Genomic DNA, 24,638 nt, shown 5'->3' on the forward strand with positions numbered 1-24,638 from the left:
TGAAGTCCGCTCCTACAAGAGCTGCCAATCGGGGCCTTCGTAGGAGCAAACCTTGTCCGCGAAATGTCGGCCTCGCTGAAGAGCATCGCGGAGAAGCTCCGCTGCTACGAGAGCGGGGTCGGCGCGGCGCACAGCGTTCGGTATCAATCCACCCCGACGAACCCACCCGTCTGGTGCCGCCACAACCGCGCGTACAGCCCGCCATGGGCCAGCAACTCGGCATGGCTGCCGCTCTCGACGATGCGCCCGTGCTCCAGCACCACCAGGCGATCCATGCGCGCGATGGTGGACAGGCGGTGAGCGATGGCGATCACCGTCTTACCCTGCATCAGGGTCTCCAGGCTTTCCTGGATCGCCGCTTCCACTTCCGAGTCCAGCGCCGAGGTGGCCTCGTCGAGGATCAGGATCGGCGCATCCTTGAGCAGCACGCGGGTGATCGCGATGCGCTGGCGCTGGCCGCCGGAGAGCTTCACGCCGCGCTCGCCGACGTGGGCGTCGAGGCCGGTGCGCCCTTCGGCATCGCTCAGCTGCGGGATGAACTCCGAAGCGCGAGCCTTCTGGATGGCGTCCTGCAGTTCGTTCTCGCCGGCATCCGGGCGACCGTAGAGCAGGTTGGAACGGATCGAACGGTGCAGCAGCGAAGTGTCCTGGGTGACCATGCCGATCTGCGCGCGCAGGCTTTCCTGGGTCACCCCGGCGATGTCCTGGTCGTCGATCAGGATGCGCCCGCCTTCCAGGTCATACAGGCGCAGTAGCAGGTTGACCAGGGTGGACTTGCCGGCGCCGGAGGGGCCGACCAGGCCGATCTTCTCGCCGGGGCGCACCACCAGGTCGAGGCCGTCGATCAGGCCGCCGCCCTTGCCGTAGCTGAACGACACCTGCTCGAAACGCACCTCGCCACGGTTTACCACCAGTGGCCGGGCGTCGGGTTTGTCGATCACCTGGCGGGGCAGGGCGATGGTCTGCATGCCGTCCTGCACCTGGCCGACGTTCTCGAAGATGCCGCCGACCACCCACATGATCCAGCCGGACATGTTGTTGATGCGGATGACCAGGCCGGTGGCCAGGGCGATGGCGCCCACCGAGATCAGCGACTGGGTCCACAGCCACAGGGCCAGGCCCGTGGTGCCGGCGATCAGCAGGCCATTGAAGATGGTGATGGTGACGTCCATGGAGGTCACCACGCGCCCGGCGCGCTGGGCCTTGCGGGTCTGGTCGTCGATGGCCTCGCGGGCGTAGTCCTCTTCCTGGCGGGTGTGGGCGAACAGCTTGAGGGTGGTGATGTTGGTGTAGCCGTCGACGATGCGGCCCATGAGTTTCGAGCGGGAATCGGACGCGGCCACCGAGCGGCGCTTCACCTGCGGCACGAAGTAGCCCAGGGCGCCGACGTAGCCTATCACCCAGAGCACCAGCGGGATCATCAGGCGCCAGTCGGCCTCGGCGAACAGCACCAGGGCGCTGATGGTGTAGATGACCACGTGCCAGATGGCGTCCACCACCTGCACGGCGGAGTCGCGCAGGGAGTTGCCGGTCTGCATGATGCGCTGGGCGATGCGCCCGGCGAAGTCGTTCTGGAAGAAGCCCAGGCTCTGCTTGAGCACGTAGCGGTGGTTCTGCCAGCGGATCAGGTTGGTCATGCTGGGGTTGATGCTCTGGTGCACCAGCATGTCGTGCAGGCCGTTGAACAGCGGGCGCAGGATCAGTGCGACGACGGCCATCCAGATCAGTTCGCGGCCGTGCAGGGCGAAGAAGTCGGTGGGGGCGGTGCCTTGCGCGAGGTCGACGATGCGCCCCAGGTAGCTGAACAGCGCGACTTCGATCAGCGCGACGATCAGGCCGACGAAGAGCAGGGCGAGGAATACCGGCCAGACCTGGCGCAGGTAATAGACGTAGAAGCGGATGACGTCGGACGGCGGCATGCGCTCGGGGACGTCGCGGAAGGGGTCGATCAGACGTTCGAAACGACGGTAAAGCATGATTCTTCTCGGGTTGGTAGCGGGTCCGTCCTGGACCCGCTGAGCAGGGCCTCCGTCAGCCGTAATCGTGGAAACTTACAGACGCTTGGCGGAGAGGATGACGACCGGGGTTTTCGGGACGTCCTGGAACATGCCGTGACTGCCGGTCTGGACCTGGGCGATCTGGTCGACCACGCCCATGCCGCGTACGACCTTGCCGAATACGGCGTAGCCGAAGTCGCGATTGCCGTGGTTGAGGAAGTCGTTGCCGGTCAGGTTGATGAAGAACTGGCTGGTCGCCGAGTCCACTGCACTGGTGCGGGCCATGGCCAGGGTGCCGCGCTCGTTGAGCAGGCCGTTGTCGGCTTCGTTCTTGATCGGCGCCTGGGTGTCTTTTTCCTTCATGGCTTCGGTGAAGCCGCCGCCCTGGATCATGAAGTTGGGAATCACGCGGTGGAAGATGGTTCCGTTGTAGAAGCCGCTGTCGACGTAGGACAGGTAGTTCTTCACAGAAATGGGGGCCTTGTCGGCATACAGCTCGATTTCGATTTCACCCTGGGTGGTGGACAGCAGCACGTGCGGCTTGTTGGCGTCGGCGGCGAAGGCCGAACCGGCCAGGACCAGGGAGCAGGCAGCGAGCAGGAAGCGTTTGAACAGAGTCATTTGGCGGATGTTTCCGTTGGGTTCTAGGGATGGTCGACCTGCTCGAGGAAGTCGAGCAGGGTGGTGTTGAAGCGTTCCGGTTGGTCCAGCGGGGTAGCGTGCCGCGAATCCTCGATCACCACCAGGCGAGCGTTGGGCAGGTTTCCGACGTAGGCCTGTTTCAGCGAAACGGGGGTGTAGTCGCGGTCGGCGCTGATCACCAGCGTGGGACAGGTTATGCGCGCCAAGCGCTCCTGCACACCCCAGCCGATGATGGCGTGCAGGCTGGAAAGGTAAGCGCGTTTGTCGTTCTGCGGCCAGCGCTGCTGGATCTTCTGGCGCAGGTCGGCCTGTTCGGGCTTGGGGAACAGCAGCTTGGCCAGCGCCTTGCCCACGGTGTCCAGGCCCAGCACGTGGGCGAGGAACAGGCGGCGCGCCACTTCCAGGTATTCGCGCAGGGTTCGGGGTTTCACCTCCGGCGCGCTGTTGACGATGGTCAGGCTGTTCAGCCGTTCCGGCCAGCGGGTGGCCAGTTCGAAACCGATCATGCCGCCCATGCTGATGCCCACCAGGTGCACACGGCCCAGGTGCAAGTGGTCGAGCAGGGCGATCACGTCTTCGGCGAAGGCGCCGATGCTGTAACGTTCCCGCGGTTTGTCCGACTGGCCATGGCCGCGCACGTCGAGGGCGATCACCCGGTGGCATTTTTCCAGTTCCGGCACCTGGTATTCCCAGTCGCGGGTGCTGGAGCCGAGGCCGTGCACCAGCAGCACCGGGGTGCCGAATCCGCTTTCCTCGTAATGCAGGCGGTGGCCGGCGTGGTCGAAGAAGGGCATGACGGGCTCCTTGCTTTTGCTCTGGGGCCTGGCCGTCAGGCCGGGCTCTCGGGGGCGGCGAAGTGCGCGTCCAGCGGGACGCTGGCGAAGGTGGTCAGCAGCTCGACGAGAATCTGCGTGGCCGGACCCAGCGGCTTCTCCTTGTTCGGGTAGAGGTAGAAGCGGCTCTCGCGCACGCCGCCCTGGGTCAGTGGCAGCGGCTTGAGCACGCCGTCCTTGAGCTCGCGTTCGATCATGTGCCGCGGCAGCCAGGCGAAGCCCAGGCCGTTGCTGACGAAGGTGGCGGCGGTGGCAAGGCTGCCCACCGTCCAGCGTTGTTCGGCACCCAGCCAGCCGATGTCGCGCGGTTGCAGGCGGCCGGAGTCGCGGATCACCACCTGCATCTGGGTTTCCAGGTCCTGGTGGGTGACCTCGCGCTGCAGGCGGTGCAGCGGGTGGTCGGGGTGGGCGACCGCGACGAAGTCCACCACGCTCAGGTCGGCGCCCAGGTGGCCGGCGATGTTCAGGCCGCTGATGGCCAGGTCCGCATGGCCCTGCACCAGGGCTTCTTCCACGCCGGAGAGCACTTCCTCGCGCAGCAGCACGCGGCAACCGCGGCTTTGCGGCATGAAGGCGGAGAGGGCGCGGACCAGGCGCACGGTGGGGTAGGCGGCGTCCACCACCAGGCGGACTTCCGGCTCCCAACCTTGTTCCATGTGGTGGGCCAGCTCTTCCAGCTGGCCGGCGGATTTCACCAGTTGGCGGGAGCGCCGCAGCAGCACTTCGCCGGCCTCGGTGAGCACCGCCTTGCGCCCGTCGATGCGCAGCAGCGGCACGCCGAGCTGTTCCTGCATGCGCGCCACGGTGTAGCTGATCGACGATTGCGAACGGTGCATGGCTTCCGCTGCCTGGGCGAAGCCGCCGTGATCGACCACGGCCTGCAGGGTTCGCCATTGATCCAGGGTAACGCGGGGCGCTTTCATCCTCGCTTCCTCTTGTCTAATCTGGCGGTCCGGAGAAAACCAACAAGAGACCGCCATGAAAAAAATCTGCTGTGCCGTACTGGCTCTGCTGCCGCTGACCGCCCTGGCTTATCCCATCGAGGTCGAGAAGAAGCTCAATGGCACAGAGGTCAGCTATGACACCCAGGACATCGGCGACCGGATGGGGGCGATCCTGCTGCGTAACAACGGCCAGCAGCCGGTGACCTGCACCGCCGTGTTCGTCAACGGGCCGGAAACACCCCATGTGCGCAAGGCCACCGTGGAGCCGGGCAAGGATGCGAACATGACCACCAGCTTCAGCCGCTCGGTCATCAAGCTGCGCATCAAGCTCACCTGTACGCCGGCCTGAGAGCCTTCTTTATCCGTCCAAGACTAGAAGCAGTTCAGCTGAAAATCAATTTATTCGATAGTTAATAGCGATTATTTCCGCTTTTTTATCGAGTTATCCATCTCTAGGATTCACTCCATCGACAAGTCACTGACCGATGGAGGTCGAATCCATGTCCCGCGTTCTGGTTATCGAAAGCAGTGCCCGCCAGCAAGGTTCCGTATCCCGTCAGCTGACCCGCGAATTCATCGCCCAATGGCAGGCCGCCCACCCGGCGGACGAGATCCAGGTTCGCGACCTGGCCGTCGAGCAGGTGCCGCACCTGGATGCCAACCTGCTGGGCGGCTGGATGAAGCCCGAGCAGGAACAGTCCGAGATCGAGCGTGCCGCGCTGCAGCGTTCCAACCTGCTGACCGCCGAACTGCAAGCCGCCGACGTGCTGGTACTGGCCGCGCCGATGTACAACTTCGCCATTCCCAGCACCCTGAAATCCTGGCTGGACCACGTGCTGCGTGCCGGAGTCACCTTCAAGTACACCGAGACTGGCCCGCAGGGCCTGCTGACCGGCAAGCGCGCCTTCGTGCTGACCAGCCGCGGCGGCGTCTACGCCGGTGGCGCGCTCGACCACCAGGAACCCTACCTGCGCCAGGCGCTGGGCTTCGTCGGCATCCACGACGTCACCTTCATCCATGCCGAGGGCCTGAACATGGGGGCCGAGTTCGCCGAGAAGGGCCTGTCCAAGGCCAAGGCCCAGCTCGCCGCCGTCGCCTGATCCCGCTTTCCCTTGCGCACCCTTTCGCTCCTGGGTGCGACCGTGGCCGACCTCCTTCCCCCGGAGGCCGGCCATTTTTTATTCCCGATAATGAGCCGGCAGGGGTAAATCACATCCTCTCCCTTCGGGCTGTTCAAAGTCTGATCAGCATGCTAAAAGAACCTTGAGCTGATCTAGCCGCTTGAAAAAGAAGGGAAAACCATGACCAAGTCGGAGTTGATCGAGAGAATCGTCACCCATCAGGGGCAGCTTTCCGCAAAGGATGTGGAGCTGGCGATCAAGACCATGCTTGAGCAAATGTCCCAGGCTCTGGCGACGGGGGATCGCATCGAAATCCGGGGTTTCGGTAGTTTCTCGTTGCATTATCGCGCCCCGCGCACCGGCCGTAATCCGAAGACCGGCGAGTCCGTGCGCCTGGACGGCAAGTTCGTTCCGCACTTCAAGCCCGGCAAGGAGCTGCGCGACCGCGTCAACGAACCCGAGTGAGCCCCCGGGGTATCCGTTTTGAAGGAGTTTCCATGCTTCGGGTAAAGCGTTTCCTGTTCATCCTGGCGCTGGTCGTACTGGCCGCCGTGGTCGTGGTTTTCGTCCTGGAGAACCTCCAGCCGGCGCAACTGACCTTCCTGGGCTGGCAGTCGCCACAATGGCCGCTGGTGGTGTTCGTTTCCCTGGCCTTCATCCTGGGCGGGCTGATTGGCCTGCTGATGGGCATTCCTGTCCGCGCCAGGGCGCGCGTCCGCATGGCCGGCATGCGCTCCGAAATCACCCGCTTCCGCAAGGAGAACGACGCGCTGCGTGACAAGTCGCTGACGGATCATGCCTAGCGTCATTGCCACGCTGTTCTTCTTCTGCGCCCTGGCCATCGGCTGGTGGATGGGGCGCCGTTCACGTTTCCAGCCCGTCCCTCGCGAAGGCAATGACCTGCGTTCGCGCATCCACAGCATGCACAACCTGCTGGAGCGCCACTCCGACGATGCGCTGGAAAGCCTCTCCCAGGGGCTGGTGCTGAGTCCGGAAACGCTGGAAAGCCATCTGCATGTTGGCAATCTGTTCCGCCGGCGCGGCGACATCGAAAAAGCCATTCATATTCACCAGGACCTCCTGGGGCGTGCTGGCGAGGATATTTCGCTGGCCTCCCAGGTTCGCCTTGAACTGGCGCGAGACTTCATCGCCGGTGGCTTGCTCGGCAGTGCCGAAGAGTTGCTGGACCAGTTGGTCCACCTGCAGGGCGAGCCGATTTCGCTGGAAGCGCTCGACGAACAACGACTGATCTGTGAGCGGGAGAAAAACTGGTCCCGGGCGATCGAACTGGCGGCCCGACTGGTGCCCAGCCGCCCCGAGCTGATCGCGGCGCTGGCCAACTACTACTGCGAACTGGCCCAGGAGAAGGGGCGCGGCGGTGACCGCAGCGGAATGCAGGAGCTTCTGCGCGAAGCCCGCCGGGTAGACCGCCATTGTGTGCGGGCGCTGTTGATGCGCCTGGATTGCGAGCTCTGGCGGCAGGATCATCCCGCGGCCGTCGCTACCATGGGCGAGGTGGCACGGGACGCCAAAGTTTTCGTGGGGGAGATCGTGCCGCTGTTGCGCCGCTACGATTGCCTGGGTGTGCCGCTGATTCGAGAGTTCCTGCGCAACCTGGCGGAGTCCGAAGAGGTCCCACCGCTGATCCTGGCAGTCCTGGCCGAGACCGAGGTTGACAATGTCTCCACGCACTGGCGCGACAGCCTGTTGCGGCGTGTCGAGCAGCGCCCGTCCTGGCAAGGTGTTGGCGAGTTCCTGGGGGCGCTTGGCACGGCGGGTGTCAATCCGTCCGCCATTGAAAAAATTGCTCCAGTAATCATCGGCTTGTATAGGACAATGCCGCGTTATCGCTGCAGTCGCTGCGGTTTCGCTGGGCGGGAACTGCACTGGCAGTGCCCGAGTTGCCATGCCTGGAATGCGCTGCGGCCGGTTATTGCACCTCTTTAAGCACGGGTTCGCACGATAATCTCGACGACGCCATGGGCGTCAGGTTCTGCAGGTAAAGAATTGAACGTTCTACTGACGGGCGCGACAGGTTTTGTTGGTCGAGGCATGCTCGCGCGTTTGTGCGCGGAGCCGGGAGTGCGTGTGCGCGTCGCTGTACGGCGGATGCCGGATGTGCTGCCAGATGGCGTCGAATGCACTCTTATTCAGGGGTTGAGTGTCTTCCAGTGCTGGGACATGGCCTTGCAGGGCATTGATGTGGTCATTCATGCGGCTGCTCAGGTGCGTGTCTTGACTGAGCGCTGCGTTGATCCTCTGGCCGAGTTGCGAGCGGTGAACGTCGATGCTTCTCGTCACTTGGCTCGGCAGGCTGCTGCCGCAGGCGCGAAGCGATTCGTCTACGTCAGCTCTATCAAGGCCAATGGCGAAGAAACCGAGTTGGGGCGGCCGTATTGCGCCGAGTCGCCCGCATTTCCGAAGGACCCCTACGGGCAGTCCAAGCTCGAAGCAGAACAGGCGCTGTTTGCTGTTGGCGAGGAGACTGGTCTGGAGGTAGTCGTCGTACGCTCACCTCTGGTCTACGGGCCAGGAGTCAAAGCCAATTTCGCCAGTCTGATGCGAGCACTTCAGCAGCGTCTGCCACTGCCATTCGCCGCCATCGACAATCGCCGCAGTTTGGTTGCGCGAGACAATCTCGTCGATCTGCTGCTGCTGTGCGCGCGCCATCCCGCGGCGGTAGGCCGGATGTTCCTGGTTAGTGATGGACGGGACCTGTCGACTGCACAACTGTGCCGCGAATTGAGTGAAGCCCTGGGGGTATCCCCGCGATTGTTACCGGTGCCTACCCGGGTTTTGCGGATGCTGGGCCTTATCGTCGGTCGCGGTCAGCAAATGCAGCGTTTGCTCGGCTCGCTGCAGGTGGATATTTCTGCAACCTGCCAGTTGCTGGATTGGAAGCCGCCGGTGCAAATGAGGCAGGCCATCCAGGAAACCGCGCAATGGTGCAGGGAGCATCGAGGAGAATGAGCACAGCTTTATTACTGGCGGCTGTTTACTTGGCGCTCTAGGGCCGACCTGAAGAGGTGGCCATACGCTGTGACGCGGAGTGTCTTGGATACTCCCAGCCATCGCAGTTCGCACCGGACTCCGGCGTCTCGATGAGCGGTGGAGATTACGTAGCCCGATGACCTTGCTGCCGGCCAGTGACTGGGTGGCCGTCATCGGATCCCCCTGCATGGTCATCGACAATTCTCGCGAGCGTGAGCCTGCCCGGGCGCTTCCTTGGTTCGGATGGCGGATTGTCGGCGTTGTCCAACCCCCCCTAGGGGTAATTGATCTGGGGGTAGTGGGCGATCTGCTAGTCTTGGTGTTTCTGGTCTGGCTGTTTGTATAACTATCATGGATAGCATCACCAGTATGGAGGGCTATCAGCGTCTGTCTGATGGGCGCACTTTGTTTCGCGGTGATCGGATCGGGCGCTACGGTGTGGCTTCCATTGCTCCTGGCCATGGCGAGCGCGGGTTTTCTGATATGGAACTTCCCTCCCTGCGCGTATTTCATGGGATGCCTGTAGTGGCTTTCTCGGGGAGGTACTGGACGGCATGGCGCTCCAGGCGGCCCGAGTAGGTCGGCGTTGCTATGGAGTTGGCTAATCCTGCAATGAGTTTTCGTGGCGGAGGATACGAGCTATATCTTGCTTCATCGCTGAGTTAGCGGTGAGCAGATACGAGGTGCACCCAGTCGCGCCTACCACTGTGCTTCGGGGTGTTATGGATGCCATTTGTGGATGTCTCTGGCGATTTACCGGGATCAATCTTTACTGGTTGACGCTGTTGGCGATTCTGGCCGGTGTGGGGCGGGGTTCTGGTGTGTTGGCACTGTTTGTGGCCATGCCCCATTGGTGCTTGTCGTGGTTCGTCTGGGTGCAGGTCGTCCGGATGATCAGGATGTGAGCTGAACTCCATTGGAAATGGTGGTCAATGTAGCGGGGGGAAGCGTTATCCCTGCTCTGGATGAAGGACAAGCACCAATGCTCCGAGAACGCCTGCTGAGGCTTCCGCGACGGTACAAGCGACTCTTGCAGGTCGCCACTGACATCACCCTGGTCTGGTTCTCGCTCTGGATGGCGTTCATCGTCCGCCTGGGGACGGAGGACCTGATGTATCCGCTACGCGTACACAGCTGGCTGTTCGTTGCCGCGCCCTTGGTGGCGTTTCCGCTGTTCATCCGTTTCGGCATGTACCGCGCTGTGATGCGCTACCTCGGTAACGACGCGCTGATCGCCATCTGGAAGGCAGTTACGCTGTCTGCGCTACTGCTGTCGTTGGTGGTGTACTGGAATCGTTCGGTCGTGGAGGCGGTTCCCCGTTCTCTGGTATTCAATTACTGGTGGCTCAGCCTGCTGATGGTGGGCGGTCTGCGCCTGGCCATGCGCCAGTACTTCATGGGGGACTGGTACAGTGCCGTGCAGGCCGTGCCCTTCTTCAACAAGCAGGACGGCTTGCCGAAGGTGGTCGTGTATGGGGCCGGTTCGGCAGGTAACCAGTTGGTTGCCGCCTTGCGCCTGGGGCGGGCCATGCGCCCGGTGGCGTTCATCGATGACGACGACGAGATAGCCAACCGGATTATTGCTGGTCTTCGCGTGTACAAGCCCAAGCATATCCAGCAACTGATCGAGGAGACCGGTGCACAGGAAGTGCTGCTGGCCATTCCGTCCGCTTCGCGTGCGCGCCGCCGTGAAATCCTGGGCTTGTTGGAGCCCTATCCGCTGCACGTGCGCAGTGTTCCGGGTTTCATTGACCTGGCCAACGGACGGGTGCGCGTGGATGATATCCAGGAGGTGGACATCTCCGACCTGCTCGGGCGGGATGCGGTCGAGCCGCGCAAAGAGTTGTTCGAGCATGGCATCCGTGGCCAGGCGGTCATGGTGACGGGGGCGGGTGGCTCCATAGGCTCGGAGCTCTGCCGCCAGATACTGGCCTCCTCGCCGACGGTGCTGGTCCTGTTCGAGCACAGTGAGTACAACCTCTATCGCGTGCACCAGGAACTGGATATGCGCATCAAGCGCGAGTCCCTGCCGGTTCAACTGGTGCCGATCCTGGGGTCCGTGCGCAGCCCCGAGCGTCTGCTCGAAGTCATGCGGACCTGGAAGGTAGTCACCGTCTACCACGCCGCGGCCTACAAGCATGTGCCGATCGTCGAGCACAACATTTCCGAAGGTGTGCTCAACAACGTACTCGGCACTCTGCATACGGCCCAGGTGGCGGTGCAGGCCGGGGTCCAGAGTTTCGTGCTGATCTCCACCGACAAGGCGGTACGGCCGACCAATGTCATGGGTGGCACAAAGCGGTTGGCGGAAATGATCCTGCAGGCTCTGAGCCAGGAGCCGGCGCCGGTGCTGTTTGGTGACAAGTCTGGTGTGCATCAGGTCAACAAGACCCGCTTCACCATGGTTCGCTTCGGCAACGTGCTGGGCTCGTCCGGTTCGGTGATTCCGCTATTCCGCGAGCAGATCAAGCGCGGCGGGCCGGTGACGGTTACCCATCCGAACATCACCCGCTACTTCATGACGATTCCCGAAGCCGCACAGTTGGTGATCCAGGCTGGCTCGATGGGATGCGGTGGCGACGTGTTCGTGCTCGACATGGGGCAGCCGGTGAAGATTCTCGAGCTGGCCGAGCGGATGATTCACCTGTCCGGACTGAGCGTGCGCTCGGAGCGGACGCCTCATGGCGATATCTCCATCGAGTTCAGTGGGCTGCGGCCGGGTGAGAAGCTGTATGAGGAGTTGCTGATCGGCGATGACGTCAGTGCCACCGAGCATCCGATGATCATGAAGGCCAACGAAGAGCTGATGCCTTGGGAGGGTTTCAAGCTGGTGCTGGCCGACTTGCTCAGGGCGGTCGAGCAGGGCAACTACGCGCGGGTACGCCAGTTGCTGCGTGAAACGGTCAATGGCTATTCCCCGGAGGGGGACATCGTTGATCTCATCCACCAGCATCGGCGAATGGAGCCCTGATTGGGGGCTCTTAGCAGGCGGCGGAAGAGCCGCATCTGCGAACGTCGTCAGTCGTTTCCTTGCGATCTGTCGGCTGTGGCGGAATCTGCTGCCGACTCTTTAAACCGACATTTTTAAGGGCATTCCTGACGATATGTTTTTTGGGCGGCGCAATGGTGCCCGCCTAGAAACCTGATTCATCAAGGAATGATTCATGAAGAAGAGTCTGCTTTCCGTTGCAAGCATGATCCTGCTGGTCAGCCTTTCCTTCGCTGGTGTCGCCAGTGCTGCCACCAAGGCTGAGCCGGCTGCCGCTCCGGCCGTCGAGTCCAGCGCTCCCGCCAGCAAGGCGCCGGTCGCTCAAGCCGAGACCGTGAACATCAATTCCGCGACTGTGGAAGAGCTGCAGAAGTCGCTGAAGGGGATCGGCAAGGTCAAGGCCCAGGCAATCATCGATTACCGTACGACCAACGGTCCATTCACGAGCGTCGATCAGCTTCTGGAAGTGAAGGGCATTGGCAAGGGAACCTTGGACAAGAATCGGGACAGGATCTCGCTCTGAGCCTTGTCAGGAAAAAGAAAAGCCGGTCGATGACCGGCTTTTTTATGAGATGTGCACCAGGGCGGGTGATGCCTGCTGGTTTTTCGCGGCACAAAGAAAAAGCCCCCGGCATGTGCCGAGGGCTTTGAATTTTGGCTCCGCGACCTGGACTCGAACCAGGGACCCAATGATTAACAGTCATTTGCTCTACCGACTGAGCTATCGCGGAACAACGGGGCGTATCTTACTGATTAAAAAGGGGAAGTCAACATCGCTCCGACGACTTCCCCTTAATTTTTTACAGCACCTGGACGATGGCGCGGGTCACGGTGTCCAGGTTGCCGTTGTTCAGCGCGGCGACGCAGATGCGGCCGGTGCCGACGGCGTAGATGCCGAACTCGTTCTTCAGGCGTTCCACCTGCTCGGCGGTCAGGCCGGAGTAGGAGAACATGCCGCGCTGCTGGGCAACGAAGCCGAAGTCACGCTTGGCGCCCAGGGCGGCCAGTTGCTCGACCATGGCCACACGCATGGCGCGGATGCGGGTGCGCATTTCGCCCAGCTCTTCTTCCCATACAGCGCGCAGTTCCGGGCTGTTCAGCACGGACGCGACGACGCTGGCGCCGTGGGTCGGCGGGTTGGAGTAGTTGGTGCGGATCACGCGCTTGACCTGGGACAGGACGCGGCTCGACTCCTCGCGGCTGTTGGTCACGACCGACAGGGCGCCGACGCGCTCGCCGTACAGCGAGAACGACTTGGAGAAGGAGCTGGACACGAAGAAGTTCAGGCCCGACTTGGCGAACAGGCGCACGGCGGCGGCGTCTTCGTCGATGCCATCACCGAAGCCCTGGTAGGCGATGTCGAGGAAGGGCACGTGGCCCTTGGCCTTGAGCACGTCCAGGACCTGCTTCCAGTCGTCCATGGTCAGGTCGACGCCGGTCGGGTTGTGGCAGCACGCGTGCAGCACAACGATGGACTGCGAGGGCAGGGCGTTCAGGTCTTCCAGCAGGCCGGCACGGTTCACGCCGTTGGTGGCGGCGTCGTAGTAACGGTAGTTCTGCACCGGGAAGCCGGCAGCCTCGAACAGGGCGCGGTGGTTTTCCCAGCTCGGGTCGCTGATGGCGACGGTAGCGTTGGGCAGCAGGCGCTTGAGGAAGTCGGCGCCGGTCTTCAGCGCGCCGGTACCGCCGACGGCCTGGGTGGTCACCACGCGGCCTTCGGCCAGCAGCTCGGAGTCAGCGCCGAACAGCAGCTTCTGCACGCCCGAATCGTAGGCGGCGATGCCTTCGATCGGCAGGTAGCCGCGCGGAGCGTGGGCCTCGATGCGGGCTTTCTCCGCGGCCTGCACGGCGCGCAGCAACGGGAGACGGCCTTCCTCGTTGTAGTAAACGCCTACGCCCAGGTTGATCTTGCCCGGACGGGTATCGGCGTTGAAAGCTTCGTTCAGGCCCAGGATGGGGTCACGGGGGGCCATTTCGACAGCGGAGAACAGACTCATTTTGGCAGCAGCTCTAAGGCGGGAGTGAAGTGCAATTGCAACCCCCCGCTCACGGCGCTGGGGGGTGCGTCGACGGGCCGGTATTATATAGGCCTCTATGGCAGGCGGCGAGTTATCGCGCATGCTTTTCGACTGGTATGACGCTTTGGCGACCGAAGCGTCACACGCCAATGCGAGGTTCCCATGTCGTTATTCCAGCTGGATTCGCGCTTCAAGCCCGCCGGCGATCAGCCCGAAGCCATCCGACAGATGGTGGAAGGGCTGGAAGCGGGCCTGTCGCACCAGACACTGCTGGGGGTGACCGGCTCCGGCAAGACCTTCAGCATCGCCAATGTCATCGCCCAGGTGCAGCGCCCGACCATGGTCCTGGCGCCGAACAAGACCCTGGCCGCGCAGCTCTATGGCGAGTTCAAGACCTTCTTCCCGAACAACGCCGTCGAGTACTTCGTCTCCTACTACGACTACTACCAGCCCGAGGCCTACGTGCCGTCCTCCGATACCTATATCGAGAAGGACTCCTCGATCAACGATCACATCGAGCAGATGCGGTTGTCGGCGACCAAGGCGCTGCTGGAGCGCGAAGACGCCATCATCGTCTGCACCGTGTCGTCGATCTACGGCCTGGGCGACCCGGCGTCCTACCTGAAGATGGTGCTGCACCTGGATCGTGGCGACAAGATGGACCAGCGCGAGCTGCTGCGCCGCCTGACCAGCCTGCAGTACACCCGCAACGACATGGACTTCGCCCGCGCCACCTTCCGCGTGCGCGGCGACGTCATCGACATCTTCCCGGCGGAATCGGACCTGGAAGCGATCCGCGTCGAGCTGTTCGATGACGAGGTGGAGAACATCGCCGCCTTCGACCCGCTGACTGGCGAGGTCATCACCAAGCTGCCGCGCTTCACCTTCTACCCCAAGAGCCACTACGTGACCCCTCGGGAAACGCTGCTGGAGGCGGTGGAGCACATCAAGGCCGAGCTCAAGCAGCGCCTGGACTACCTGCGCACCAACAACAAGCTGGTGGAAGCCCAGCGCCTGGAGCAGCGTACCCGTTTCGACCTGGAGATGATCCTCGAACTGGGCTACTGCAATGGCATCGAGAACTACTCGCGCTATCTCTCCGGGCGCGGTCCCGGCGAACCGCCACCGACCCTTTACGACTACCTGCCGGCCAACGCCCTGCTGGTGATCGACGAATCCCACGTCAGCGTTCCCCAGGTCGGCGCCATGTACAAGGGCGACCGCTCGCGCAAGGAAACCCTGGTGGAATATGGCTTCCGCCTGCCCTCGGCGCTGGACAACCGTCCGCTGCGCTTCGAGGAGTGGGAGGCGATCAGCCCGCAGACCATCTTCGTTTCCGCGACCCCCGGCCCTTATGAAGATCAGCACGCCGGCCGGGTGATCGAGCAGGTGGTGCGACCGACCGGCCTGGTCGATCCGGAAGTGGAAATCCGCCCGGCGACTACCCAGGTGGACGACCTGCTTTCGGAAATCCGCCTGCGCGTGGCTGAGGATCAGCGCGTGCTGGTCACCACCCTGACCAAGCGCATGGCTGAGGACCTCACCGATTACCTGGGCGATCACGACGTGCGGGTGCGTTATCTGCACTCTGACATCGACACCGTGGAGCGGGTGGAGATCATCCGCGACCTGCGTACCGGCACCTTCGACGTACTGGTGGGGATCAACCTGCTGCGCGAGGGCCTGGACATGCCCGAGGTGGCGCTGGTGGCGATCCTCGATGCGGACAAGGAAGGTTTCCTGCGTTCCGAGCGCTCGCTGATCCAGACCATCGGCCGCGCCGCGCGGAACCTGCACGGCAAGGCGATCCTCTACGCCGACAACATCACCGGTTCGATGCAGCGGGCGATCAACGAGACCGAACGCCGCCGCACCAAGCAGCTGGAGTTCAATGCCAAGCACGGCATCGTGCCCAAGGGCGTGAAGAAGGACATCAAGGACATCCTCGAAGGTGCCGTGGTGCCGGGCGCCAAGGGCAAGCGCCGCAGCCTGGCGAAGGTGGCGGAGGAGAGCGGGAAGTACGAGAACGAGCTGCGTACGCCGGACGAGATCGCCAAGCGCATCAAGCAGCTGGAAGAGCGTATGTACCAGTTGGCCCGTGACCTGGAGTTCGAGGCCGCGGCCGGGGTGCGCGACGAGATCGGCAAGTTGCGGGATCGCATGGTGGCGATGGGCTGAATGGCGAGGGAGGAGCCGGCTGAGTGCCTGCCAGGACGGCTTTTCATAGGAGCGAGCTTGCTCGCGAACTGCACAGCACCCTGAGATTCCGGCGTGAAGTGGGGTTCGCGAGCAAGCTCGCTCCTACAACGATTGTTGTGGCACGAGGGCGCTCAATGCGCCCCGGCTCCCGCGCCAGCACCTACCCCCGCCGGCAGCGAACGGGTCATGAGCACCGCCACCATGCTCACCGCCAGGACGATGCCGATGGCGTGGAAGGCGTCGTTGTAGGCCATGATCGCCGCCTGCTGGTGGACGATCTCGCTGATCTTGCCCAGCGCCGCCTGCTGCGTGCCCAGTTGTGCCGTCAACTGCGCCAGGCGCTCGTCCACCGCGCCATTCACCGGCACCACCGCTTCGCGCAGGTAGTCGTAGTAGACCTTGGCACGGCTATCGATCAGGGTCGCCAGCAGGGCGATGCCGATGGCGCCGCCGAGGTTGCGCAGGATGTTGAACAGGCTGGAGGCTGAGCCGGCGTCCTGCGGTTGCAGGTAGACGGTGGCGATCAGCGAGATGGTGACCATCACCATCGGCTGGCCGAGGGCGCGCAAGAGCTGGATCTGGTTGAACTGCGGCCCGGCGAAGTCCGGATTGAGCACGCCGGAGCAGAAGCTGGCCAGGCCGAACAGGCCGAAGCCCAGGGCGCAGAGCAGGCGCGGCTCGATGATCTTCATCAGCTTGGGGATCAGCGGAATCAGGAACAGCTGCGGCACGCCCATCCACATGATCACCTCGCCGATCTGCATGGCGTTGTAGCCCTGGATTTGCGCGAGATACAGCGGCAGCACGTAGATCGACCCGTACAGCCCCATACCCAGGCCGATGCTGGAAATGCTCGACAGGCCGAAGTTGCGGTTGCGCAGAATCCCCAGGTTGATCAGCGGATTCGGCCGCGAGGTCTGCAGGATCACGAAGAGGATCAGGCTGACCAGAGCGATGCTGCCCAGGCTGACGATCAGGTTGGACTCCAGCCAGTCCTTGCGGTGGCCTTCTTCCAGGAACACCTGCAGGCAGCCCAGGCCGATGGCCATGGTGACGATGCCGGCGTAGTCGGTGCTTTTCAGCAGCTCCCAGTGCGGCGGCTTCTTTTCCAGGCCGTAGAGCAGGCCGGCGATCATCAGCAGGCCCGGCGGGATGTTGATGTAGAAGATGTATTCCCAGCCGAAGTTCTCGGTCAGCCAGCCGCCCAGGGTCGGGCCGATGGAGGGAGCGAAGGTGGCGGTGATGGCGAACAGCGCCATGCCCTTGGGGCGGTGGTGTTCGGGCAGCTTGATCAGCGCCAGGGTGAAGGCCAGGGGAATCAGCGCGCCGCCGGTGAAGCCCTGCATGGCGCGGAACACGATCATGCTCTCCAGGTTCCAGGCGAAGGAGCAGAGCAGGGAGGAGAACAGGAAACCGATGGAGATCATCCAGGCCAGCCGCCGGGCCGAGAGCAACTGCACCAGCCAGGCGGTGAGCGGGATCATGATGATCTCCGCCACCAGATAGGACGTGGAAATCCAGGAACCTTCTTCCAGGGTGGCGGCCAGCGCGCCCTGGATATCCTTCAGCGAGGAGTTGGTGATCTGGATATCGAGGACCGCCATGAAGGCGCCGAGCATGGCGCTGAAGACGGCGATCCAGTCGCGGCGGGTCGGTTCCCCAACCGGCCGCACCAGGGCATCAGCGGACACGCAACTCGACCTCTGCATCGACCGACATGCCCGGGCGGATCAGGCCCTTGAGCGGGTTGTCGTCGGCGAAGGTGATTTTTACCGGGATGCGCTGCACCACCTTGGTGAAGTTACCGGTGGCGTTGTCCGGCGGCAGCAGGCTGAACTGCGCGCCGGAGGCGGCGAACAGGCTCTGCACTTCGCCGTCGATAGGGGTATCGGGGAAGGAGTCGAACACCAGTCGCGCCTTCTGCCCCGGGCGCATCTTGCCGATCTGGGTTTCCTTGAAGTTGGCCTGGATCCAAATGCCGTTGTCCGGTACCAGCGACAGCAGCTGGGTGCCGACCTGCACGTACTGGCCGATGCGGGCGTTGCGCTGGCCGACCAGGCCGGTTACCGGCGCGCGGATTTCGGTGCGGGCCAGGTTGAGTGCGGCCTGGGCGACATCGGTGCGGGCGCTTTCGATCTGCGCCTGCAGGCGCTGGACGTCGGTGCTCAGGGTGTCGCGCTGCACGCGCTGGGCTTGCAGATCGGCCTGGGCCTTGGCCACTTGCGAGCGGGCGACGCGGGAATCGGCGGTGAGGGTGGTGACGCGCTCCTCCGAGACATAGCCCGGCCCGCGCAGCGCTTGGGCGCGGCCCAGGTCGACCTCGGCGCGGCCAAGGGTGGCCTGGCTGGCGTTCACGTCGGCTTCGCTGGCGGCGATGTTGCTCGACTGCCCCTTGAGCTTGCTGCGTGCCTGCTCCAGCTCGGCCTCGCGGGTGGCCAGGGTGGCCTTGGCGCGCTCCAGGGCGAGCTTGAAATCGTCGGCTTCGAGCTTCACCAGCAACTGGCCTTTTTCCACGTGCTGGTTGTCCTGCACCAGGACCTCGTCGACGCGCGCGCCGAGCTGGCTGGCGATGCGGGTGATTTCGCCCTGCACGTAGGCGTTGTCGGTCGTCTCGACGAAGCGGCCGATGAAATACCAGCGCGCCAGAAAGGCGAGGGCGACCACCACGAGGATGACGAGGAACACGGTCAGGCGGCGTTGCAGTTGGGCAGGCATAGTAAACGAGCGTTTGGTTGGCGGAAAAATGTTTTCCAATGTAACAGTGTTCCGTGGCGGCACGTAGCCGCTACACTTCGGAAACTTTGTTGCTTATAGGGAACAATCATGGGGCTGGATGATGCGCTGATCTTCACCCGCGTCGTGGAGCTGCACAGTTTCACCCAGGCCGCGCAGAGCCTGGGCATGCAGAAGTCCACGGTGAGCCGGCGCATCGTCCTGCTCGAAGAGCGCCTCGGCGTGCGGCTGCTCAACCGCACCACCCGCAAGTTGCGCCTGACCGAAGTGGGGCAGGCCTACTACGAACGCTGCCGGCAGATCATGCATGACTTCGCCGAGGCCGAGCAGGCGGTGATGCAACTGCAACAGGCGCCGTCGGGATTGCTGCGCATCAGCGCGCCCATCGAGTTCGGGCAGATGTACCTGGGTAAGGTGCTGGGCGATTTCATGCGTCTTTATCCACAGATCAGCGCCGAGGTCGAGCTGACCTCGCGCACTGTCGATCCGCTGGAGGAGGGCGTGGATATCGTCATCATGGTCGGCCAGCCGGAAGACTCCACCCTGATCGCCCGGCGAATGCTGATTACCAACCGCTGCCTGTGCGCCAGTCCGGAGTACCTGGCCTTGCACGGCCAGCCGCAGCAGGTCGAGGAACTGGCCGGCCACCGCGCGGTATTGCTGCAGGCCGACTCCCAGCGCTACTGGCCACTTAGCGGCGAAAGTATTCCCTGCCACCGGGTGCTGTCGTGCAACAACATCACCTTCGCCCGCGAAGCGGTGCTGGCCGGTGCCGGGATCGCCTCGCTGCCGGAGCTGATCGTCGACGAGCAACTGGCCAGCGGCAGCCTGGTTCGGGTGTTGCCGCAGGTGCAGCTGCCGGTTGGCGAGCTCTACGCGGTCTACCCGTCGCGGCGTTTCCAGGCGATGAAGGTGAAGGCTTTCCTCGACTTCCTGATCAACAACCTGCCGATCGATGCGGAGCGTTGGCTGGAGCCGGGGGCGGCCCGCCTGATAACATCGCGTCCATGAGCGCGTGCCTCGGCCTGCGCTGTCCTCACCGATTCACATGAGAGCCTTCATGACCACTGTCCGCACCCGTATCGCGCCGTCCCCCACCGGTGACCCGCACGTCGGCACCGCCTACATCGCGCTGTTCAACCTCTGTTTCGCCCGTCAGCACGGCGGTCAGTTCATCCTGCGCATCGAGGATACCGACCAGGTGCGCTCGACCCGCGAATCGGAACAGCAGATCTTCGACGCGCTGCGCTGGTTGGGCATCGAGTGGGACGAGGGCCCGGACGTCGGTGGTCCGCACGGCCCGTATCGGCAGAGCGAGCGTGGCGCCATCTATAAGCAGTACAGCGACGAGCTGGTGGAAAAAGGCCACGCCTTCCCCTGTTTCTGCTCCGCCGAGCGCCTCGACGCGCTGCGCGCCGAACAGCAGGCGCGCAAGGAAACCCCGCGCTACGACGGTCACTGCATGCACCTGAGCAAGGAAGAGTCGGCCAGGCGCATCGCTGCCGGCGAATCCCACGTGGTGCGCATGAAAGTGCCGACCGAGGGCGTCTGCGTGGTGCCGGACATGCTCCGTGGCGACGTGGAAATCCCGTGGGACCGCATGGACATGCAGGTGCTGATGAAGGCCGACGGCCTGCCCACCTACTTCCTCGCCAACGTGGTGGACGACCACCTGATGGGCATCACCCACGTCCTGCGTGGCGAAGAGTGGCTGCCGTCGGCGCCCAAGCTGATCAAGCTGTACGAGTACTTCGGCTGGGAACAGCCGGTGCTCTGCTACATGCCGCTGCTGCGCAACCCGGACAAGAGCAAGCTGTCCAAGCGCAAGAACCCCACCTCCATCACCTTCTATGAGCGCATGGGCCTGCTGCCGCAGGCGCTGCTGAACTACCTCGGTCGCATGGGCTGGTCCATGCCAGACGAGCGTGAGAAGTTCAGCCTGGCGGAAATGATCGAGCACTTCGACCTGTCCCGCGTGTCCCTGGGCGGCCCGATCTTCGACATCGAGAAGCTCTCCTGGCTGAACGGCCAGTGGATTCGCGAGCTGTCCGTCGAGGACTTCGCCAAGGAAGTGCAGAAGTGGGCACTCAACCCCGAGTACCTGATGAAGATCGCCCCGCACGTGCAAGGCCGCGTGGAGAACTTCAGCCAGATCGCTCCGTTGGCCGGCTTCTTCTTCAGCGGCGGCGTGCAGCTGGACGCCAAGCTGTTCGAGCACAAGAAGCTCGACGCCACCCAGGTTCGCCAGGTGCTGCAACTGGTGCTGTGGAAGCTGGAAGCGCTGCGCCAGTGGGAAAAGGACAGGATCACCGCGACCATCCAGGCCGTGGCCGAACATCTGGGCCTCAAGCTGCGTGACGTGATGCCGCTGATGTTCCCGGCTATCACCGGCCAGGCCAGCTCGGTGTCGGTGCTCGATGCCATGGAAATCCTCGGCGCCGATCTGTCGCGCTACCGGCTGCGCCAGGCCCTGGAGCTGTTGGGCGGTGCGTCGAAGAAAGAAGCCAAGGAGTGGGAAAAGATTCGCGACGCCATCGGCGCCTAATATCTTTCCTACACTGGAGAAGGCCGGCCGCCGTCAGGCGCCCGGCCTTTTTCATGTCTGCGCAAGCCGTTTGGCATGGCTGGAGGAGAGCAGGCGGGCTGCTTATTCCATTGGCCTGGATTCGGGGCTGGCACATAAGTGATTGTTCTTTGGGAGAAAAAAATTAGAAATCTGAAAAAATGTTGTTGACAGGGTGTCGCCTCGCCCCTAAGATGCGCCCCGTTCCAGCGACGAACTGAATGACAGAGCGAAGCGGAACGGTAGATCCAGCGGTACTTTGGGGCTATAGCTCAGCTGGGAGAGCGCTTGCATGGCATGCAAGAGGTCGACGGTTCGATCCCGTCTAGCTCCACCAAATTACCAGTAAGCTTCGTCGGTCCGGACGAAGCCGAAATCGAAGGTTTTGCGTCCCCTTCGTCTAGTGGCCTAGGACACCGCCCTTTCACGGCGGTAACAGGGGTTCGAGTCCCCTAGGGGACGCCACTATCCAGCGACGATGCGCTCGCATCGTCAGCCAGAGTCATCTGGGGCTATAGCTCAGCTGGGAGAGCGCTTGCATGGCATGCAAGAGGTCGACGGTTCGATCCCGTCTAGCTCCACCAATTTCCCATTCGGGATGAAGCCAGAATCCACCATGAGGTGGGTTTCTTCGAAGGATATGTCCCCTTCGTCTAGTGGCCTAGGACACCGCCCTTTCACGGCGGTAACAGGGGTTCGAGTCCCCTAGGGGACGCCATTTTTATCGCTCTGCGATGCCTATAGGGCCACTGAGACTTTCAGTGGCCCTTTTGTTTTTCTCCCTCCTGAAGAATTTTCTCCCGACCAGTGGTCGCGCTTTCGGCTTGCTGATTTTTATTATGAGAATAATATTCTCTCCATAATATTTTGTCCGAACGAGAAGCCAGCCATGAGCGACAAGAAAGCCCAGACCCGCGAGCGCATTCTTTCCGCCGCCACCAGCGCGCTGCTCAAGCGCGGCCCGGTCGATCCCAGCGTGGGCGAGGTGATGGCGGCGGCGGGGCTGACGGTGGGCGGCTTCTATGCGCATTTCGAGAGCAAGGATGCGCTGATGCTGGAGGCGTTCCGCCAGTTGCTGGGCAAGCGCCGGGTGGGGTTGAAGATGTTCGACCCGCAAATGAGCTTTGCCGAGCGCCGCGCACTGGCCGCGCAGTTCTACCTGTCGCGCAAGCATCGCGACACCGAAGACGAAGGCTGTCCGATCCCCAGTTCCCTGAGCGAAGTGGCGCACCTGCCGGAAGGTTTCCGCGAGGCGCTGGAAGAACATGTGGAACTGATGGTGGCGAGCCTCGCTGGGCGGCCGGAGGAAGTCGATCTGGTGCTCAGCGACATGGCCCTGATGATTGGCGGATTGGCGCTGGCCCGTGCCCTGGGCAAGGGCGACCTGTCCGATCGTGTCCTGCGTGCCGCGAAAAAAGCGGTGATCTGAGGAGGTACGGAAAATGAACAGTCTGAACTGGGTTCGTGGAATCAACGCCACCCTGGGCCGTGTTGCGCCGCAGTGGGCGGCGGGACGCATGCGTCAGCTGTTCATGACGCCCACCGAGTTGCCGCCGCGTGATTGGGAATTGCCATTGCTGGCCAGTTCCGAACGCATCACCCTGCGCTTCGGCCTGTCCGCGCTGCGCTGGGGCGAAGGGCCGGCGGTGCTGCTGATGCACGGTTGGGGAGGGCGGCCGACCCAGTTCGCCGCATTGATCGAGAAACTGGTCGGGGCCGGCTATGGTGTGATCGCCCTCGATGCTCCGGCCCACGGCCGGTCGCCGGGGAGTGAGGCTGACGTGGTGCTGTTCGCCCGTGCCCTGCTGGAAGCCGCCAGTGAACTGCCGCCGCTTCGCGCGGTGATCGGCCACTCCATGGGCGGCGCCAGTGCATTGCTGGCGACCCAGATGGGCCTGCGCACCGAAACCCTGGTGACCATCGCCGCGCCGAGCAAGGTGCTGACCGTGCTGCGCGGCTTCGCCAACTATGTCGGTCTGCCGCGGCAGGCACGTTCGAGCTTCATCCGTCAGGTCGAGCGACAGGCGGGCATTCCGGCGAAGCAGCTGGATGTGGCGCGCTATGAGCTGGGCATGCCTGGTCTGGTGGTGCATGCCGAGGATGACCGCCAGGTACGGGTGACGGAATCCGTCGCCATCCATGAGGCCTGGCCGGGCAGCCGGCTGTTGCGCCTGCCGGGTGGCGGACACCACCGCGTGCTGGCCGATGCTGCGCTGGCGGAGGCCGTGCTGGAGTTGCTGGAAAGTGTCGAGGAGCCGCTGGCGCTGGCCCTGGCATCCTGAGTCATTCAGCATCCTGATAACGGCGGCCCCAGGCCGCCGTTTTCGTTTCATGATGGCCCGTTGCGGGTCGTCAGGCTTCGCGGCCTGGCGTAGACTTCCGGGCATTTCCGGCTGCCCCGGCCTGGGCGCGAGGTCTTGCGCATGCGGGTGGCCGATTGGGGGAAACGCATGAATCTTTCGCTGGATTGGGTGCTGCAGCAGGCGCGCCCAGTCATGCCGGTGTTGGTGATCGAGGATGTGGCGCTGGCGGGCGATCTTGCCCGCGCGCTGTATGACGGCGGGGTGCGCGTGCTGGAAGTGACCCTGCGTACGCCGCAGGCGCTGGATGCCCTTGCGGAAATCCGTCGCGAGCTGCCCGAGATGGTCCTGGGCGCTGGCACCCTGATCCATACCGAACAGTTCCAGGAGGCCCGCGACGCTGGCGCGCAGTTCGCCATCAGTCCCGGCTGCACGCCGCGCCTGGTGGCTGCCGCCGATGATGCGAAGCTGCCGTTCCTGCCCGGCGTGATGACGCCTTCGGAGGTGCTGGTGGCGCTGGAGTACGGCTATCGCTCGCTGAAGCTGTTCCCCGCCGACGGCAATGCCGCGATCCGGATGCTCAAGAGCCTGAAGGAGCCCTTCACCGGCATTCGTTTCTGCCCGACCGGCGGCATCACCCAGGAAAACCTGCTCAACGTCCTGCGCCTGCCCAACGTCGCCTGCGTCGGCGGCACCTGGATCGCGCCGCCGAGTCTGGTGCGTGCCCGTGCCTGGGACCAGATCACTCAACTGGCCATCGAAGCCCACGAGCTGGCCGCAAGCCTGGAGCATTCCTCATGAGTTGGCAGTTGCCCGATCCGTTCGTCATCGACATCGAGGTCATGCCCGAGGACATCGACGGCCTCGGCCATGCCAACAACGCCGTCTACGTCAGCTGGCTGGAGCGCTGTGCCTGGCGCCACTCGCAGCGGCTGGGGCTGGACCTGGCCGAGTACCGGCGGCTGGACCGCGCCATGGCCGTGGTGCGCCATGAGGTGGATTACCTGGCCGCCGCCTACGAAGGCGACCAGTTGCAACTGGCGACCTGGATCGTCGAATCCGATCAGCGCCTGAAGATGACCCGTCACTTCCAGCTGGTGCGCCCGGAAGACGCCGTGACCCTGCTGCGCGCGCAGACCATCTTCGTCTGCATCGAGCTGTCCACCGGCAAGCCCAAGCGCATGCCGGCGGAATTCATCGAGGGTTATGGCCGCGCCTTGCTGTCGCCGGAAGCCGTCGCTGCCGGCGCGTGATCCGTCGCGCTGCGCTTTTCCCGGCGCGGCGCATTCCCTACAATCCGCGGCCCCG

At 63.4% G+C, this 24,638-nt stretch carries 22 protein-coding genes and 5 tRNA genes; 19 read left to right on the forward strand and 8 right to left on the reverse strand.

The genetic code is table 11. The features are described from left to right. Nucleotides 1–143: 143 nt before the first annotated feature. The 4 genes from ACQ5BL_RS02105 to ACQ5BL_RS02120 all read right to left on the reverse strand — a co-directional run bounded on the left by ACQ5BL_RS02105 (nucleotide 144) and on the right by ACQ5BL_RS02120 (nucleotide 4,395). Nucleotides 144–1,976 (reverse strand): ABC transporter ATP-binding protein, encoded by a 1,833-nt coding sequence (locus ACQ5BL_RS02105; protein WP_243805643.1) that lies wholly within the window; start codon nucleotides 1,974–1,976, stop codon nucleotides 144–146. A 75-nt stretch (nucleotides 1,977–2,051) separates the two neighbouring features. Next, a complete protein-coding gene (locus ACQ5BL_RS02110) occupies nucleotides 2,052–2,612 on the reverse strand; it encodes a peptidylprolyl isomerase (protein ID WP_243434525.1) in 561 nt (186 codons plus the stop codon). Nucleotides 2,613–2,641: 29 nt separating this feature from the next. Then, nucleotides 2,642–3,433 carry an alpha/beta fold hydrolase gene (locus tag ACQ5BL_RS02115; RefSeq protein ID WP_243805641.1) on the reverse strand — a complete coding sequence of 264 codons (792 nt, stop codon included), beginning with the start codon at nucleotides 3,431–3,433 and terminating at the stop codon, nucleotides 2,642–2,644. Between the two features lie 35 nt (nucleotides 3,434–3,468). Next, a complete protein-coding gene (locus tag ACQ5BL_RS02120) occupies nucleotides 3,469–4,395 on the reverse strand; it encodes a LysR family transcriptional regulator (protein ID WP_243805639.1) in 927 nt (308 codons plus the stop codon). A 55-nt stretch (nucleotides 4,396–4,450) separates the two neighbouring features. Here ACQ5BL_RS02120 and ACQ5BL_RS02125 point away from each other — a divergent pair, with 55 nt between their 5' ends. The 8 genes from ACQ5BL_RS02125 (at nucleotide 4,451) to ACQ5BL_RS02160 (ending at nucleotide 12,040) form a co-directional block, all read left to right on the forward strand. After that, nucleotides 4,451–4,765 carry a 3-phosphoglycerate kinase gene (locus ACQ5BL_RS02125; protein WP_243805637.1) on the forward strand — a complete coding sequence of 105 codons (315 nt, stop codon included), beginning with the start codon at nucleotides 4,451–4,453 and terminating at the stop codon, nucleotides 4,763–4,765. Between the two features lie 151 nt (nucleotides 4,766–4,916). Then, entirely contained in the window at nucleotides 4,917–5,516 is a 600-nt protein-coding gene (locus ACQ5BL_RS02130) for an FMN-dependent NADH-azoreductase (RefSeq protein WP_243805635.1), read from the forward strand. Between the two features lie 201 nt (nucleotides 5,517–5,717). Beyond that, nucleotides 5,718–6,002, forward strand: coding sequence for an integration host factor subunit beta (ihfB, locus tag ACQ5BL_RS02135; protein ID WP_015478091.1), 285 nt, complete (start codon nucleotides 5,718–5,720; stop codon nucleotides 6,000–6,002). A 32-nt stretch (nucleotides 6,003–6,034) separates the two neighbouring features. Beyond that, nucleotides 6,035–6,340, forward strand: coding sequence for a lipopolysaccharide assembly protein LapA domain-containing protein (locus tag ACQ5BL_RS02140; RefSeq protein WP_207884263.1), 306 nt, complete (start codon nucleotides 6,035–6,037; stop codon nucleotides 6,338–6,340). After that, nucleotides 6,333–7,484 (forward strand): tetratricopeptide repeat protein, encoded by a 1,152-nt coding sequence (locus ACQ5BL_RS02145; RefSeq protein ID WP_243805633.1) that lies wholly within the window; start codon nucleotides 6,333–6,335, stop codon nucleotides 7,482–7,484. The genes ACQ5BL_RS02140 and ACQ5BL_RS02145 overlap by 8 nt, the downstream gene beginning before the upstream one ends. 60 nt (nucleotides 7,485–7,544) lie before the next feature. After that, nucleotides 7,545–8,507 (forward strand): NAD-dependent epimerase/dehydratase family protein, encoded by a 963-nt coding sequence (locus ACQ5BL_RS02150; RefSeq protein WP_430292770.1) that lies wholly within the window; start codon nucleotides 7,545–7,547, stop codon nucleotides 8,505–8,507. 1,003 nt (nucleotides 8,508–9,510) lie between these two features. Next, nucleotides 9,511–11,499 carry a polysaccharide biosynthesis protein gene (locus ACQ5BL_RS02155; RefSeq protein ID WP_207884273.1) on the forward strand — a complete coding sequence of 663 codons (1,989 nt, stop codon included), beginning with the start codon at nucleotides 9,511–9,513 and terminating at the stop codon, nucleotides 11,497–11,499. Between the two features lie 193 nt (nucleotides 11,500–11,692). After that, nucleotides 11,693–12,040 (forward strand): ComEA family DNA-binding protein, encoded by a 348-nt coding sequence (locus tag ACQ5BL_RS02160; RefSeq protein WP_207884275.1) that lies wholly within the window; start codon nucleotides 11,693–11,695, stop codon nucleotides 12,038–12,040. 132 nt (nucleotides 12,041–12,172) lie between these two features. Here ACQ5BL_RS02160 and ACQ5BL_RS02165 read toward each other — a convergent pair. After that, nucleotides 12,173–12,248, reverse strand: a tRNA-Asn gene (locus ACQ5BL_RS02165). A gap of 69 nt (nucleotides 12,249–12,317) precedes the next feature. After that, nucleotides 12,318–13,514, reverse strand: coding sequence for an amino acid aminotransferase (locus ACQ5BL_RS02170; protein WP_243805629.1), 1,197 nt, complete (start codon nucleotides 13,512–13,514; stop codon nucleotides 12,318–12,320). Between the two features lie 183 nt (nucleotides 13,515–13,697). Here ACQ5BL_RS02170 and uvrB point away from each other — a divergent pair, with 183 nt between their 5' ends. Next, entirely contained in the window at nucleotides 13,698–15,713 is a 2,016-nt protein-coding gene (uvrB, locus tag ACQ5BL_RS02175; RefSeq protein WP_243805627.1) for an excinuclease ABC subunit UvrB, read from the forward strand. Between the two features lie 152 nt (nucleotides 15,714–15,865). On the opposite strand, the gene ACQ5BL_RS02180 is transcribed toward uvrB, so the two are convergent. Both ACQ5BL_RS02180 and ACQ5BL_RS02185 read right to left on the reverse strand, forming a co-directional pair. Then, nucleotides 15,866–17,371, reverse strand: a complete 1,506-nt coding sequence (locus ACQ5BL_RS02180) for an MDR family MFS transporter (RefSeq protein ID WP_430292870.1) — start codon at nucleotides 17,369–17,371, stop codon at nucleotides 15,866–15,868. Between the two features lie 43 nt (nucleotides 17,372–17,414). Next, on the reverse strand, nucleotides 17,415–18,449 hold the full coding sequence (locus ACQ5BL_RS02185) for an HlyD family secretion protein (RefSeq protein WP_430292771.1): 1,035 nt from the start codon (nucleotides 18,447–18,449) through the stop codon (nucleotides 17,415–17,417). Between the two features lie 108 nt (nucleotides 18,450–18,557). On the opposite strand from ACQ5BL_RS02185, the gene ACQ5BL_RS02190 reads away from it, so the two are divergent. From ACQ5BL_RS02190 to ACQ5BL_RS02235, 10 genes are all read left to right on the forward strand, one after another. Then, the gene (locus tag ACQ5BL_RS02190) at nucleotides 18,558–19,478 is read left to right on the forward strand and encodes a LysR family transcriptional regulator (protein WP_243805623.1); all 921 of its coding nucleotides are present in this window, start codon (nucleotides 18,558–18,560) and stop codon (nucleotides 19,476–19,478) included. A gap of 49 nt (nucleotides 19,479–19,527) precedes the next feature. Beyond that, nucleotides 19,528–21,012, forward strand: a complete 1,485-nt coding sequence (gene gltX / locus ACQ5BL_RS02195; RefSeq protein ID WP_243805620.1) for a glutamate--tRNA ligase — start codon at nucleotides 19,528–19,530, stop codon at nucleotides 21,010–21,012. Between the two features lie 279 nt (nucleotides 21,013–21,291). After that, nucleotides 21,292–21,367, forward strand: a tRNA-Ala gene (locus ACQ5BL_RS02200). A 52-nt stretch (nucleotides 21,368–21,419) separates the two neighbouring features. Next, nucleotides 21,420–21,495 (forward strand) — tRNA-Glu (locus ACQ5BL_RS02205). Between the two features lie 43 nt (nucleotides 21,496–21,538). Beyond that, nucleotides 21,539–21,614 (forward strand) — tRNA-Ala (locus ACQ5BL_RS02210). A gap of 58 nt (nucleotides 21,615–21,672) precedes the next feature. Continuing rightward, nucleotides 21,673–21,748: transfer RNA gene (locus tag ACQ5BL_RS02215), tRNA-Glu, on the forward strand. Between the two features lie 171 nt (nucleotides 21,749–21,919). Further along, nucleotides 21,920–22,459 carry a TetR/AcrR family transcriptional regulator gene (locus tag ACQ5BL_RS02220; protein WP_243808919.1) on the forward strand — a complete coding sequence of 180 codons (540 nt, stop codon included), beginning with the start codon at nucleotides 21,920–21,922 and terminating at the stop codon, nucleotides 22,457–22,459. A gap of 13 nt (nucleotides 22,460–22,472) precedes the next feature. Further along, nucleotides 22,473–23,312: an alpha/beta fold hydrolase gene (locus ACQ5BL_RS02225; RefSeq protein ID WP_243808918.1), complete on the forward strand. Its 840-nt coding sequence runs from the start codon at nucleotides 22,473–22,475 to the stop codon at nucleotides 23,310–23,312. A gap of 168 nt (nucleotides 23,313–23,480) precedes the next feature. Next, on the forward strand, nucleotides 23,481–24,131 hold the full coding sequence (locus ACQ5BL_RS02230) for a bifunctional 4-hydroxy-2-oxoglutarate aldolase/2-dehydro-3-deoxy-phosphogluconate aldolase (RefSeq protein WP_243808917.1): 651 nt from the start codon (nucleotides 23,481–23,483) through the stop codon (nucleotides 24,129–24,131). Continuing rightward, nucleotides 24,128–24,583 (forward strand): acyl-CoA thioesterase, encoded by a 456-nt coding sequence (locus tag ACQ5BL_RS02235; RefSeq protein ID WP_243808916.1) that lies wholly within the window; start codon nucleotides 24,128–24,130, stop codon nucleotides 24,581–24,583. Before ACQ5BL_RS02230 ends, ACQ5BL_RS02235 begins: the two co-directional genes overlap by 4 nt. The last annotated feature ends 55 nt before the right edge of the window (nucleotides 24,584–24,638 follow it).

Origin of the sequence: Pseudomonas sp. B1-22, from assembly GCF_050474425.1 — a bacterium.
In the GTDB taxonomy this organism is placed as follows: domain Bacteria; phylum Pseudomonadota; class Gammaproteobacteria; order Pseudomonadales; family Pseudomonadaceae; genus Pseudomonas.